The following is a 13,675-nucleotide window of genomic DNA, read 5'->3' on the forward strand; positions in this document are numbered from 1 at the left end:
TGTACAAGAAAGGGAGGACCATGGCGTGACCGTGACCGAACAACCGCACGACGAGTTCGTCCGCCTGACCGGACCGTTCCGACGGGAGCTGCTGACCCACTGCTACCGGATGCTGGGGTCGGTCCAGGACGCGGAGGACCTCGTGCAGGAGACCTATCTGCGTGCCTGGCGGTCCTACGCGGACTTCGAGGGCCGCGCCTCACCGCGTACCTGGCTCTACCGCATCGCCACCAACGCCTGCCTCAACGCGCTGCGGCACAGCAGCCGACGGGTGCTGCCGGCCGGGCTGGGCGCCCCGGCCACCGACCCGCTCGCACTGGGGCCGCGGAACCCGGAGATCCCGTGGCTGGAGCCGATCCCCGACGAACGGGCCGATCCGGCGGCCGTGGTGGCAGGGCGCGCCGGACTGCGGCTGGCCCTCATCGCGGCCCTGCAACACCTGCCCCCGCAGCAGCGGACCGTGCTGATCCTGCGGGACGTGCTCGCCTGGTCGGCGGCCGAGACAGCCGACGTGCTCGGCATCGCCCCGGCCGCCGTGCAGAGCACGCTCCAGCGCGCGCGGGCCCGCCTCGACCGGCTGGAACCCGCCATCGACGAGATCGCCGAACCCGCCGAGCCGGAGCGACGCGATCTGCTCGACCGGTACGCGGCCGCCTTCGAACGGGCCGACATCGCCGAACTCACCCGGCTCCTCACCGAGGACGCCGTCTGGCAGATGCCGCCCAACCCGTCGTGGTTCGCCGGCCGCGACAGCGTCATCGGACTGCTCACCGCCCGGCTGGGCCACAAGGCCGCCCGGCTGGTTCCCCTGCGCGCCAACGGACAGCCCGGCTTCGCCGTCTACCACGACGGCGAGGCCTTCGCGGTCCAGGTCATCACCCTGCGCGGCCCGGCCGTCGCGGCGGTGACCGCCTTCCACGACGCCGCTCTCGTACGGCGGTTCGGACTGCCTCTCCGGATCTGAGCGGCCTGCCGGCCGACCCGGCGACGCGACGCACGAGACCCACGCGACGCACCGGCACGCAGGGGGAGCACGCGGCACACACGGGACGCAGTGGGCGCACGGGACGCATGCGACGCACTCCGCGCCGCGCCCCCCGCCCGCCCCGGACCGCTACGTCCCCGAGGTCAGACGGAGCAGCAGCACCGCGGGTGTCCGTGGCAGGGACACCCGCAGTCCGCTGCCGTCCCACCGCGCCGACCCGGCCGTCGGAGCGGACGGGTGCAGGACCTCCGTACGGACCTCCCGTCCCGCCAAGTGCTCGACGGGAACCCGGAGTTCGGCGTCACCCCCGCGGCGCCAGACCGAGACGTACGCGGTCCGGTCGCCCGGCACCCGCATGCCCAGGGCCAGCCAGTCGTCCGTCCAGCCCGGCAGGCCGAGCGGCCAGAACGGCACCGCTTCCGCCAGGTCCGCCCGGAGTGTCTTGTACACGGCCACCGCGTCCCGCACGAGCCCGAGTTGGCGCCCCGTCATCCGGTTCAGGTGGCCGGAGAGATGGACGCGGCCGAGCAGCGCCCCGCCCAGGGTGAAGGCGATCAGGTCGTCGTCGAACCCGGGCTGCGGGTAGGCCCAGACGGCGCCCTGCTCGGGCGGGACGGCGGTCGGGGCGGCGGCGGCGATCGCAGGGAAGCGGAGCGGGTCCTGCTGGTCGCTGGTCGACTGGAGCTGGGTGACGGCGAGCGTCGCCCCGTCCATCCGCATCCCGCCCGAGGCGCAGTTCTCGATCACCAGTCCGGGGTGCCGGTCCAGTACCTCGGACAGCCAGTCCAGGTAGGCGCGGGCGTGGCCGAGCAGTCCGGCTCCGGGCGCGATGTCGCCGGGGGCGCAGGTGCCGGGATCGACCACGATGTTGTAGTCCAGCTTGAGGTAGCCCACCCCCCAGTCGCCGACGATCCGGTCCACGGTCCTGTCCAGGTGCGCACGGGCGGCGGGGTGACGCAGATCGAGCTGGTGGCGGCCCTGTTCGGTGACGCGCAGTCCGTCGCGCTGGAAGAAGGCGTCCGGCGGCAGCGCGTCCGCGACGGGGCTGCGCACGCCCACGACCTCCGGCTCCAGCCACAGCCCGGGGATCATGCCGCGCTTCCTGATCCGGTCCAGGACCGCCGGGATTCCGCCGTCGGGGAAGCGGCGCGCCGAGGGCAGCCACTCGCCGACGCTGTCCCACCAGCTCTCGGCGCTGTCGTCGTACCAGCCGGCGTCGATGCAGAAGTACTCCGCCCCGGCCTCGGCGGCGGCGTCGATCAGCGGCAGCAGTTTCTCCGTCGTCGGGTCACCCATCAACGTGTTCATGTAGTCGTTGAAGACGACGGGCAGCGCCCTGTGGTCGCGGTGCGGGCGGCGTACGGCTCGCCGGTACGACGTCAGGGCGGCGAACGCGTCGTCCAGCCCGCAACCGAGGGCGAGGACCGCGGGGACGGTGGTGAACTCCTCGCCGGGCGCGAGCCGTACGCGCCACTGGTGCTCGGCGTCGGTGGGACCGTTCAGCGCCAGGTACGTGCCGCAGGCGCGCTCGCCCAGGTCCCAGCGCCAGCCCGCCGGGGACTCGACCTGCCAGAGCCAGGCCCGGCCGCCGCCGCGTTCGGTGACGGCACCCATCGGCAGGTGTCCGTCGGTGGGCCAACTGCCGCGGCCGGCCAGGGACACCGCGGCCCGGCTGTCGTGCTGGTGGGCGGCCGCGTGGATGTCCGCGACGGTGTCGCGCAGCGGCTCGGTGTACCAACGGCACTCGGCGAGCCAGTCGTTGCGGGCGCGGTGGACGTCGAGCTGGTCGGGGGAGGGGAGGGCTCCGAGGAGCAGACTGCTGACGGACTGGACGACGAGGGGGACGGTGCCCTCGTTGCGGAGGCGGACGTGGGAGCGCAGCACCGGCAGTCCGACGGGCGAGGACAGTTCGACGAAGGCCGTGAGACCGGTCCCCGGGTCGTGCAGTTCGGCGGTCAGGTACGACCAGCCGTCCCGTTCCCCGGTGGTGTGGCCGCGGTAGCGCAGCCGGGCGCCGAGGGCCGTACCGGTGAAGCGCGGCCCCGACCAGCCGCTGCCGTGACCGAGGGCGGTCAGCTCCACGAGGGGGAGGGGAGCCTCCGAGACGGAGGCGGAGGCGGAGCTGAGGGCGGAGGTGGAAGTGGCCCCGGACGACGCGGATGCGGAGGGAGATACGGAGGGAGATGCGGGCTCGGGTTCGGTCCGGGACGCGGTCCGGGACCCGACTTCGGACAGGGCCGGGCCGGTGGACGTCGCTGTCGGCCCGTCGGTGAGACGCCCCGCGCCCGAAGGGAGTCGGGCGTGCGGCCGGGTCAGCCGGACCATCCGCAGGACCCCGTCGGGGTCGGTGGCGAACCCGGCCTCCAGCGCGCCGTGACCCCAGCTGAACTGCCGTCGACTGGCTCCGGGGGCCGTGCCCGCCGTGTCCGACGTAACGGTCAACGTCTTCCCCTCCCGACGGCCGCCGCTTCCGGCGGCCTTGCGTCCGCTGCGTGAATCCCTCGTGACGTTCTCTTGACGGCCCCTGTGTGACCGGTCACAATCCTGGCATGAATGTGACCGGTCACACAAGGCGCTCGGTGAGTATCAGGGACGTCGCGACCGCTGCGGGGGTCTCGTACCAGACCGTCTCCCGCGTGATCAACGACCACCCCAGCGTCAAGCCCTCCACCCGCGAACGGGTCCTCGCCGCCATCGACGAGCTGGGCTTCCGCCGCAACGCCACCGCGCTCGCCCTGGCCAGCGGGCGCAGCAGGGCCGTGACCGTGCTCACCGCCAACACCACCCACTACGGCTACGCCTCGATCCTCCAGGGGATCGAGGAGGCGGCCCGCGCCGAGTCCTACGCCGTCGGGATCGGCGTCCTGGAATCGGCCGACGAGGCGGCCGTCGCCGCCGAGGTGCGGCGAGCGGCGGACGCGAGCGGCGGACTGATCGTGATCGCCTACGATCCGCCCGGCGTACGGGCACTGGCCGCCGTACCGGCCGAACTGCCGGTCGTCGGCGTGGTCGAGACCCCCACGAGCCCGCCCGGCGGCGACCGCCCCTGGGTGTGGACCGACGATCGCGAGGCCGCCTACGAGGCGACCCGCCATCTCCTCTCCCTCGGCCACGAGACCGTGCACTATGTCGCCATCCCGTCCAGCACCCGGCGCACCAGCGCCCGTACCACCGGCTGGCGGCAGGCGCTGAAGGAGGCCGGAGCCCCCGAACCCCGTCCGGTGCAGGGCCGTTGGGGACCGGCCGGCGGCCATGAGGCCGGCCGGGAACTCGCCCGGGACCCCCACGTCACCGCGATCCTGTGCGGCAACGACGATCTCGCGCTGGGGGTGATCCGCGCCCTCCACGAGAGAGGCCGGGACGTCCCCGGCGACGTGAGCGTGGCCGGGTTCGACGACGCCCCGCACTCCGCCTACCTCACCCCGTCGCTGACGACCGTACGCATGGACTTCACCGGCCTCGGCCGCTCCGCGTTCGCCCTGCTGCACGGCGTGCTGGAGGAGTCCGCGCCGATCGCCCCCCACCCCGTGTCCGTACCGGAGCTGGTGGTGCGGGAGAGTTCCGGCCGCCGTCGGCCGGCCGGGGAACGCCCCACCGGCGCACGCCCCGCCTGACCACCGCCGTCGCGAAGCCGCTGCCCGACCGGCGGCGGCCGAGCGGCCCGCCGCCGTGCGACCACCTGCCCGCCCGGCGGGGCCGAGCGGTCGCGCGTCCGCCCACCGCCTCGCAGCGCCCGCCCGAGCGGGACCGCCGTCCCGGACGGCACGCAGGAACCCCCGACGTCGTTCCCCACCGTCTCCCGAAAGGCCCGAGATGAAGAGAAGAGTTCTTCCGGCGCTGGCACTCATATGCGCCGTCGGTCTGTCCGGCACCGCGTGCAGTGACCCCTCCGTCGACAGCTCCGGCGACTCCGGCACGAACGCCAGGCGGACGACGGTCGACCCGACCGCCCGGCTGGACGGCGTGAAGCTGACCATGTGGACGGCGCAGAACACCCTCAACGCGCCCAAGCAGGTCGTCGACGCCTTCGAGAAGGCCACCGGCGCCCGGATCGACACCCAGGCCATCCCCGACCCGTACGAGCAGAACGTGCCGACCAAGCTCGCCTCCGGCGACAAGCCGGACCTGATGTTCTGGCAGCCGTCCGTCTCGACGCTGCCGTTCATCCAGCCCGGGCGGAACCTCCTCGCTCTCGACGGCGAGCCCTGGGTCGCGAAACTCGGCGCCACGGAGCAGTCCCTGGGCGTCATCGACGGCAAGCGGTACGCGGCGATCGTCACGAGCCCCGCCATGCTCGGCGTCTACTACAACAAGGACGTCTTCAAGGCGGCCGGACTCACCGAGCGGAACTTCCCCAAGTCGTACGACGAACTGCTGGCGCTCGGCCGCACCGTCAAGGACAGAACCGACGCGGCCGGCTTCTACGAGGCCGGCGGTGACAAGTGGCCCCTGCAGTGGCAGACGCAGGTCCAGCTCACCGACCTCGACGACCAGTGGTGGGCCGACCTCAACCGGAACAGGAGGAAGTGGACCGACCCCGTCGTCGTCGGCGCGATCAAGAAGTACAAGGAGAAGCTGATCGACGCCGGGCTCGCGCAGAAGAACTACCGGACCGGCACGTTCACCGGGCAGGCCGACGCCCTGTGGAAGGGCGAGGCCGGCATGGTCCTCAATGTCACGTCCTTCCAGAGCCAGTTGCAGGCCAAGTACTCCACGGCCGAGATCGACAAGAGGATCGGCTGGTTCCCGATCGCCAACTCCTCCGCCACCGGCATGTACTCGCCGGACCAGACCAACGGCGTCGTCGCGTTCAGGACCGGTGACGAGAAGCGGCAGAACGCGGCCCGTCAGTTCCTCGCCTTCTGGCTCGGCCCGGACTACGCCGACTACATCAAGACGATGAAGATCCCCTCCGTCGAGCCGTCGGTGCCGACCCCCGCGGGCCTTCCGCAGGCCTCCACCGCTCAGGTCGCGGCGCTTCCCCAGGCCATCGGCGTCTTCCAGGCCAAGGCCATCGTCGCCCCCGACACGCACCTCTACCTCGCCGACATGATCTTCGGCAAGAAGACGCCGCAGCAGGTCGCGCAGGCGATCCAGGACCAGTTCGCGCAGGTCGCCAAGGCCCAGGGCGCCAGCGGCTTCTAGCGACCAGACCCCACGGGCAAGGACTCATCCGATGGCGGACACGGCCATACGCACGCGCAAGCAGAAACCGGCGCCCGCCGAGGGCCGGGAGAAGAAGGGGGGACGGCTGCCCCGCGCCGCCGTGCACCACCCCTGGTGGTTCGCGCTCCCCGCGATCGCCGTCTTCGCGGCCTTCTTCCTGGTGCCGAACCTGCTCAACTTCTACTACCCCTTCACCGACTGGTCCTCCTACCACCCGGACATCGCCTTCACCGGCCTGGACACCTTCCGCAGCATCGCCGACGACGGCTCACTGCTGCGGGCGATCAGCACCACGCTGCTGTACGCCCTGCTGGCGGCGGTCTTCCAGAACGCGTTCGGACTGGGCCTCGCGCTGCTGCTGGAGGCGGACTCCCGCTTCAACCGGTTCTTCCGCGCCGTCTTCTTCCTGCCGGTGCTCATCTCGGCGCTCGCCACCGGCTACGTCTTCCAGGCGCTGCTGAACCAGGACGGCGCCGTCAACGGTCTCCTCGGCACGGACGTCCCCTGGCTCGGCTCGACGACCTGGACCCTGGTCCTGGTCACCGTCATCCACGGCTGGAAGTGGATGGGCCTGTCGATGCTGATCTACCTGGCCGGCCTCAAGGGCATCCCCGGCGAGATGCTGGAGGCCGCGAAGTGCGACGGCGCCGGGCCGTGGCGGACCTTCCGCTCGGTGCGCTGGCCGATGCTGGCGCCCGCCCTCACCTTCAACGTCACCACGGCACTGATCGGCTCGATGAACACCTTCGACATCGTGCAGGCCACGACCGGCGGTGGCCCCGCGGCCTCCACGGAGGTCTTCAACATCTACATGTTCCGGATCTTCGGACAGGGCCTGTACGCCCAGGCGTCCGCCATGAGCCTCGTCCTCTTCCTGGTCGTGGTCGCCGTCGCGATCCCCCTCGTGGTCGGACTGCGCCGAAGGGAGCAGCTGCTGTGAGCACCACCGTGCACCCCGCCTGGCGTTACGGCCGTCCGGCGCTCGTCCTGCTGATCGCCGGGCTCGCCGTCGGCGTACCGCTGTGGCTGGTGGCCGTCACCTCCGCCAAGCCGCAGGCCGAGGCCATCACCCCGAACCTCCGCCTGCCCCGGCACTGGCAGCCGGCGAGCAACTACGAAGACGCCGTCGGCCAGGGCGAGATGCTGCGCGGATTCGTCAACTCCCTGCTGGTCGTGGTGCCTTCGGTCGCCCTGGTGCTGATCCTGGGCGCGGGCGCCGCCTGGGTCTTCGCGCGCCGCAAGTCGAAGCTGGTGTCGGCCGCGTACGCGCTCTGCATCAGCGGACTGCTGCTCCCGCCCGCCGTCATCACCGTCGTGATGGAGCTGCGGCAGCTGGGGCTGGCCGGCACCCGGCCCGGGATGATCGCCGTCTACACCGGGATGTACCTCTCCACGTCGATCTTCTTCATGACCGGCTTCATCCGCGCCATCCCGCTGGAGCTGGAGGAGGCCGCGCGGATGGACGGCGCGACGCCGCTGCGGATCTTCCGGCAGATCATCCTGCCGCTCCTCAGGCCGGTCATCGCCACCGCGACGATCATGGTGATGCTCTACGCCTGGAGCGACATCTTCTACGCCTTCTTCGTCATCGGCGGCGGAGACAGGGCGACCCTGCCGCTCAACCTCTACCAGGTCGCCAGCGCCCAGCTCTACCTCAACAACTGGCATCTCGTCTTCGCGTACGTCGTGGTGATGAGCCTGCCCATGGTCGCCGTCTTCCTGGTGGCCCAGCGAAAGATCGTGTCCGGCATCACCAGTGGAGCCGTCAAATGACCGGAGGTCCCTCAGCGTGAGCACCCCCACCCCCGTCCCAGCGAGCCGTAAGCGATCCCGTCCCCGGACCGCCTTCGTCACCGCCGTACTCGGAGCAGCCGTCATGGCAGGCACTCTTCCCGCGGCGGGACCGGCGGCGGCGGCCGGCCCGCAGCGCGTCACCGTCGACCTCGCCGCGTCCGAAGGCCCGGTGTCGCACGGCGCCAACGGCACGCTGTACGGGCTCAGCGACGACGGCGTGCCCAGCGACGCCGTGCTCGCCCCCCTGAAGATCACCAGCATCTCGCAGAAGCCGGAGGGCGGTGCCCAGCACCCCAACGGCGACGCGCTCACTGTCTCCAAGTCGTTCTTCCGCAACGGCGGCGGCGAGATCAACGTGATGATGCAGGACATCTACGCGAAGTGGCCGTACGAGGACCTCGGCATCGACGACTACCTCCCCAAGGTCGACAAGATCGTCAAGGAGGTGTCGGCCGACCCGAACAGCGACCGGTTCGTGTACATCCCCTTCAACGAGCCCGACCAGATCTGGTACAACCTCGGCACCTCCGACCCGGCGCAGTACGCGGCCAACCGGGACCGGTTCCTCAAGGACTGGAAGACGGTGTACCGGCGCATCCGGGCGATCGATCCCGACGCCAGGATCGCCGGCCCCAACGAATCCGGCTACCACACGCGCCTGTTGACGGACTTCCTCACCTTCGCCGAGCGCGAGGACGTCCTGCCCCAGATCATGACCTGGCACGAGCTGGACTCCAGCTCCCTCCGCAACTTCCAGGGCAACCACGACACCTACCGATCGATCGAGAAGAACCTCGGCATCTCCCCGCTGAAGATCAACATCGACGAGTACGCCAACCGCCGCGACCTCTCGGTGCCGGGCCAGCTCGTGCAGTGGGTCTCCATGTTCGAGCGCAACAAGGTGTACGCCAACCAGGCCTACTGGGACGCCGCCGGCAACCTCGACGGCAATGTCGTGCGCACCAACATCCCCAACGGCGGCTGGTGGTTCTTCCGCTGGTACGCCGGGATGACCGGGAACACCGTCAAGGTCACCCCGCCCCGGGCCGACGCGATCGACACCCTCCAGGGTCTCGCCTCCCTGGACACCGCGCGCCGTCAGGCCCAGGTCCTGGTCGGCGGCGCGGCCGGTGACTCCGACGTCGTCGTGCGCAACGTCTCCCGGTCCGTGTTCGGCCGTACGGTCACCGCGACCGTCGCCGAGTCCGCCTGGTCCGGCTACGAGGGACAGCACGCGACGCCGCGCGTCCTTGAGCGCACCAAGGTCCAGGTGGCGGCCGACGGCACGGTGACCGTCCCGCTGCGCGGCATGCGGAAGATGTCCGCGTACCGCATCGTCCTCACCCCGGGCGGCGCCGGCAGCCCGACCGCCGCCACCGTGCCCTGGTCCGCCTCCTACGAGGCCGAGGACGCCGCCGTCACCGGCGGCCAGGTCTACACCCAGGGCACGATCGGCAACGCCAACGGCTACGCGGCCTCCGGCACCAAGGACGTCGGCTCCCTCAACCAGCCCTCCAGCAAGGTCGACTTCACGGTGACGGTCCCCGCCGCCGGGACGTACGACCTGGCGATCCTGTACGGCAACCAGGCCGGCGCCCCCGCCACCCAGAAACTCTCGGTCGACGGCGGCGACCCGGTCACCGTCACCTACCCCTCCACCGAGAACTGGACCTACCGCGCCAAGAAGGACGTCACGGTACGGCTCCCCGCAGGTACCCACGTCCTGACGCTGGCCAAGGGCGACGCCGAGGTCACCCTCGACCGCATCGACCTCACCGCCGGCACCGGCGCGCCCACCGCGTCCTACGAGGCCACGCTCGCGGACATCGGCGGCAGGCCGTCGTACGACTACTCCTCGTCCGCCGGGACCGGCACGGGCGCGCTCGTCCTGCGCCCCGGCGACAAGGCGGTCTTCGACGTCTACGCCCCGCGCGACGGCTACTACACGGTCGTGTCACGAGCCTCGGCGGCGGTGCGGCTGGAGCTGCACGGCGCGAAGGTGACGGCGGCGCCGGACAAGACCCTGCGGCTGTACCTCGTGGCGGGCAACAACCGCGTCACGATGACGGCCGGGCACGCCGCCGTCCGCTCCCTGGACGTTTCGGGCGCCGGATCGAGCGCCGGCACCCTCTCCTACGAGGGCGCCTCGGCCGCTCTCGCCGGCGGCGCCCGACTCGTCGACTCCGCCCACGCCTCAGCCGGCTCCTACATCGGCTGGCTCGGCAACGGCCCGTCCAGCACGGCCGAGTTCACGGTGGACGCCCCCGAGGCCGGCCGCTACCTGCTCGTCGTCCACTACGCCCACAACGAGCGCCGCGACAACGGCCACTCCTACAACACGGACATCGTCTCCCGCACGGCGGACGTCACGGTGGGCACGGCCGCACCCCGCGTGGTCACCTTCAAGAACACCTGGAGCTGGGACGACTACTGGACGCTCGGCGTCCCCGCCGACCTGAGGAAGGGCCCCAACCAGGTGACCTTCGGCAACGCGACCGCGTGGGCCCCCGACATCGACCGCGTCGAACTGGGCCGCGTCGTCGGCTGACCCCACCCGAGGACCGCACCGCCTCACGGCCGGTGCCCCGGCACGCGACAGCGCGCCGGGGCCCCGGCCGTCGGTCGTACGAGGAAGCACCGGGCCGCCCACGCCGACTCGGTGGTGGTCCGGGACCCTCCGTGCGGACGGCCGCTCAGTCGCCGCGGGTGGCAGGTGCGGCCGAGCGCAGGACGAGGAGGAAGCTCTCGGCCGTCAGGTCGGCGGCGGCCCGGCTGCCCGGCGGATCGGCGGATCGGAGGCCTGGCGCCCCGCCGGGCCGCACACCACGCCACCGCGTCCCCCGGCGGTCCGTCAGGCCCTCCCGAGTGGCTGCGCCGCCGTATCGCCCAGATCATCGGTAGGGGGCCCCGGGCCCCACCTCACGAGGCGGGCGCGGAGCGCGACCGCTGCCGGCGACCGCGACGGCACGCCCGGTCCGGCCGCCCCGTCGTGGGGCCACGCGCGGCGAGACGCGGGAGGACCGCACCGATGGACACGCACCCGACCCGGAAGACGACGTCACGACGAGGGCGCCCGGCGGGCCGACGGCGGCCCGCCCTGGCGACCGCGGCGATGGCGCTCGCCCCCGTCCTCGGCATGACGGCGCTCGCCGCCTGCGCCTCGGACGACGACGGCTCCACGAGCCCGTCCGCGAACGTACGGCCCTCGGCACCCGCCACCGCCTCCTTCACCGGCACGACGCCCTCCGCCCTGAAATCGCTCGCGGAGTCCGCGAAGGCGTCCGTCTCCGCCGCCGCGTCCTCCGCCTCCGCCCGCGCCTCGGCCTTCGAGGCCTCGGTGTCCGCCGAGGCGGCGCGCGCCAACGCCGCCGCCCAGAGGGAGCTGAAGGACGTCGACGGCCGGGGCAACGCCACCGCCGACGTCTCCCTCACCGGCAAACCGCGAGCGGAGACGGGCGGTCTGCTCGCGGTCGTCGTGAACATCACCAACCGTTCCGACGACACCGCCTCGTACGCCGTCCAGGTCGACTTCCGTGACCCCGGCGGCGAGGTCGTCGAGACGCGTTACGTCGGCGCCGAAGCCCTCGCGGCGGGTGAGCGCGCACAGCCCCTGGCCATCAGCCGCAAGCCTCCCGAGCCGCGGCTGACGGCGGAGATCGCCAAAGCCCAGCGGTACTGAGTACGGCCAACCCGATGTGGGCGGGAGACGGCCGATCGACGGCAGCCTGTTCCGGCCGACAGCACTCCGACGGAGGACGGCGGTGCCGTGCCGCCACGGGGCGGCGCCCCGCGTCAGCACAGGGGAACGTCCGGCAACCGGTTGTCCGGGGAGCGCACGTAGATGTTGGTGACGTAGCCGCCGTACAGGGGCAGGTAGGCCCACCAGTCGTTGACGTACGGGGGCACCTCGACCCGTTGCCCCTGCTTCTGGCAGCGGATCAGCACCTCGACACCCGCGGGGAGTTCGGTGAGCACGGTCGCGGAGGTGGTCGTGCCGGCCCGGACGCGCACGTCCGATCCCCAGGTGCCGAACCAGGTACCGGCCGGACGCACCGCGCCGGGCACGTCCAGCGAGCGGACCAGCCGGCCGAGGTGGGTGTAGGCGGCGCCGAACGAGGTGCTCGTCGGCTGGAGGGTGTACACGGCGACGATCGAACGGTCCGCGGCCCCGACCGTTCCGGTGGTGTGCAGCGCGCGCTGCGTCAGGTCCACGTCGTCCGCCCCGACGGCTGCCCTCGCCCCGGCGGCGGACGGGGCGGGCGAACCGGATCGCGCGCCCGTGACGGCGGCCGTGTCGGTGCAGTCGTCCGAGTCACCGAAGCCCGACCAGCCCTGTTTCACCGCCCAGGGCCGCTCGAACGACGCCGGGATGCCGAACCGCTGGTCGAACCCGTCCGTGCCGCACCGCGTGGACTGCCGCAGGTCGCCCATGACGAGCGTGCGGACCGGCTCCGGGGCGCCGTCCAGGAGGTAGCGGTAGATCCGCACGGTGTCGGCCGCCGACAGCGCCGTGTACCCCCAGGCCCCCGGATGGCCCGCCGGAGGCCCGGCGGTGTCGGCCAGGCCGAGACGGGACACCATCCGGTCGACGATCGCGCCGCCGCCGTTGCGGGACCAGTAGTACGAGGCACTCGCGTCGTCGCTGGCACGCAGCATGGTGTCGAGGCGGGCGCGGTCGTCCGCGGGCAGGGTGTAGTCGGGGCCCCGGTTCCACAGGTGGTCCAGGGCGATGAGCAGCTTCACGACCGAGGCCGACCGGAACCGCGTGCGCGCGTTGTGCTGCTCGGTGAACGCGCCGGTCTGCCGGTCGAAGACCGCGACCCCCGCGGTCACCCCGGGTGGGATGTCGAGCGCCGTCGCCGCGGCCGGCGTGCCGCGTGGCACGCCATCCGGTCCGGCGGCCCGTGCCGGGACCACGGCCATGCCCGCCAGGGCCACCGCGGGCAGGCACCACCGCAGGACGGTCGCGAAACGGCTTCTCGCCGACGTGCGCATCTGGGATCCCCCGATCCTCGTGTGCCGATGTCATCGCGCTCCGGCGCTCTCACCGGAGCGCCGCTCCAGGAGCAGTGAAAGGGGTCAGGGCTGTCACGGGAACCTCGGACGTACGAGGGTGAGCCGCGCGGCGGCCGGTGGACGTACCCGGCGACGACCGCCGGCTCCAGCGACAGACGCGCACCACCGAGCCGTGGGGGCGGCGATCCGCCGCGGCGGGCGCGCCCACTACTGTCCCTCGCATGACCGAAAACACCTTGCGTTCCGTCACCGTCGAGCGGACCGGTACCGGCCACTTCACCGCCACCAACGCGCGCGGCGGCACGATCAGTTTCGGAACCGGATCCGCGGGCGACGGCGAAACCGACTTCACGCCGGTCGAGCTGCTGCTCGCCGCGCTCGGGGGCTGCACGGCCGTCGACGTCGACATCGCCACCGCCCGCCACAGCGAGCCCACCGGATTCACGGTCACCGTGACCGGTGACAAGGTCAGCGACGAACTCGGCAACCGGCTCACCGACCTCGCGGTCGCCTTCTCCGTGACCTTCCCCGACGACGAGGCCGGCGCCCGGGCGCGCGCGATCCTGCCCCGAGCGGTCAAGGTCTCCCACGACAAGCTCTGCACGGTCAGCCGGACCGTGGAGATCGGCACGCCCGTCACCGCGACGGTCACCGACGGCTGACCCGCGCGCTCCTGCCCGCCAGGCCGGCCCGGTGCCGGCCGGCGTGCACGTG

At 72.2% G+C, this 13,675-nt stretch carries 10 protein-coding genes; 8 read left to right on the forward strand and 2 right to left on the reverse strand.

The genetic code is table 11. The annotated features are described in order from the left end of the window. The first annotated feature begins 25 nt into the window (after positions 1-25). A complete protein-coding gene (locus tag ACFYO5_RS21475) occupies positions 26-964 on the forward strand; it encodes a sigma-70 family RNA polymerase sigma factor (protein ID WP_388710802.1) in 939 nt (312 codons plus the stop codon). Positions 965-1,114: 150 nt separating this feature from the next. On the opposite strand, the gene ACFYO5_RS21480 is transcribed toward ACFYO5_RS21475, so the two are convergent. Beyond that, on the reverse strand, positions 1,115-3,067 hold the full coding sequence (locus ACFYO5_RS21480; RefSeq protein WP_388710805.1) for a glycoside hydrolase family 36 protein: 1,953 nt from the start codon (positions 3,065-3,067) through the stop codon (positions 1,115-1,117). A gap of 467 nt (positions 3,068-3,534) precedes the next feature. Between ACFYO5_RS21480 and ACFYO5_RS21485 the strand changes: the two genes are divergently transcribed. The 6 genes from ACFYO5_RS21485 (at position 3,535) to ACFYO5_RS21510 (ending at position 11,624) form a co-directional block, all read left to right on the forward strand. Beyond that, positions 3,535-4,599: a LacI family DNA-binding transcriptional regulator gene (locus ACFYO5_RS21485; protein ID WP_388710808.1), complete on the forward strand. Its 1,065-nt coding sequence runs from the start codon at positions 3,535-3,537 to the stop codon at positions 4,597-4,599. Positions 4,600-4,798: 199 nt separating this feature from the next. Further along, positions 4,799-6,130, forward strand: coding sequence for an ABC transporter substrate-binding protein (locus tag ACFYO5_RS21490; RefSeq protein WP_388710811.1), 1,332 nt, complete (start codon positions 4,799-4,801; stop codon positions 6,128-6,130). Between the two features lie 31 nt (positions 6,131-6,161). Further along, positions 6,162-7,091 carry a carbohydrate ABC transporter permease gene (locus ACFYO5_RS21495; RefSeq protein WP_388710815.1) on the forward strand — a complete coding sequence of 310 codons (930 nt, stop codon included), beginning with the start codon at positions 6,162-6,164 and terminating at the stop codon, positions 7,089-7,091. Positions 7,092-7,099: 8 nt separating this feature from the next. Next, positions 7,100-7,924: a carbohydrate ABC transporter permease gene (locus ACFYO5_RS21500; protein WP_388712268.1), complete on the forward strand. Its 825-nt coding sequence runs from the start codon at positions 7,100-7,102 to the stop codon at positions 7,922-7,924. A gap of 103 nt (positions 7,925-8,027) precedes the next feature. Further along, complete coding sequence (locus ACFYO5_RS21505) at positions 8,028-10,493, forward strand: cellulosome protein (RefSeq protein ID WP_388710818.1); 2,466 nt, start codon at positions 8,028-8,030, stop codon at positions 10,491-10,493. Positions 10,494-10,973: 480 nt separating this feature from the next. Then, complete coding sequence (locus ACFYO5_RS21510; RefSeq protein ID WP_388710820.1) at positions 10,974-11,624, forward strand: hypothetical protein; 651 nt, start codon at positions 10,974-10,976, stop codon at positions 11,622-11,624. A 113-nt stretch (positions 11,625-11,737) separates the two neighbouring features. On the opposite strand, the gene ACFYO5_RS21515 is transcribed toward ACFYO5_RS21510, so the two are convergent. Continuing rightward, positions 11,738-12,940: a hypothetical protein gene (locus tag ACFYO5_RS21515; protein WP_388710823.1), complete on the reverse strand. Its 1,203-nt coding sequence runs from the start codon at positions 12,938-12,940 to the stop codon at positions 11,738-11,740. A 242-nt stretch (positions 12,941-13,182) separates the two neighbouring features. On the opposite strand from ACFYO5_RS21515, the gene ACFYO5_RS21520 reads away from it, so the two are divergent. Beyond that, positions 13,183-13,623: an OsmC family protein gene (locus ACFYO5_RS21520; protein ID WP_356567999.1), complete on the forward strand. Its 441-nt coding sequence runs from the start codon at positions 13,183-13,185 to the stop codon at positions 13,621-13,623. Positions 13,624-13,675 lie beyond the last annotated feature (52 nt).

Origin of the sequence: Streptomyces sp. NPDC006259 (assembly GCF_042870975.1) — a bacterium.
Lineage (GTDB): Bacteria > Actinomycetota > Actinomycetes > Streptomycetales > Streptomycetaceae > Streptomyces.

Excerpts from the sequence above, each read along its gene's own strand:
- ACFYO5_RS21485 (WP_388710808.1), top strand. The coding sequence starts at position 3,535 with ATGAATGTGACCGGTCACACAAGGCGCTCGGTGAGTATCAGGGACGTC.
- ACFYO5_RS21490 (WP_388710811.1), top strand. The coding sequence starts at position 4,799 with ATGAAGAGAAGAGTTCTTCCGGCGCTGGCACTCATATGCGCCGTCGGT.
- ACFYO5_RS21495 (WP_388710815.1), top strand. The coding sequence starts at position 6,162 with ATGGCGGACACGGCCATACGCACGCGCAAGCAGAAACCGGCGCCCGCC.
- ACFYO5_RS21505 (WP_388710818.1), top strand. The coding sequence starts at position 8,028 with ATGGCAGGCACTCTTCCCGCGGCGGGACCGGCGGCGGCGGCCGGCCCG.
- ACFYO5_RS21510 (WP_388710820.1), top strand. The coding sequence starts at position 10,974 with ATGGACACGCACCCGACCCGGAAGACGACGTCACGACGAGGGCGCCCG.
- ACFYO5_RS21515 (WP_388710823.1), bottom strand. The coding sequence starts at position 12,940 with ATGCGCACGTCGGCGAGAAGCCGTTTCGCGACCGTCCTGCGGTGGTGC.
- ACFYO5_RS21520 (WP_356567999.1), top strand. The coding sequence starts at position 13,183 with ATGACCGAAAACACCTTGCGTTCCGTCACCGTCGAGCGGACCGGTACC.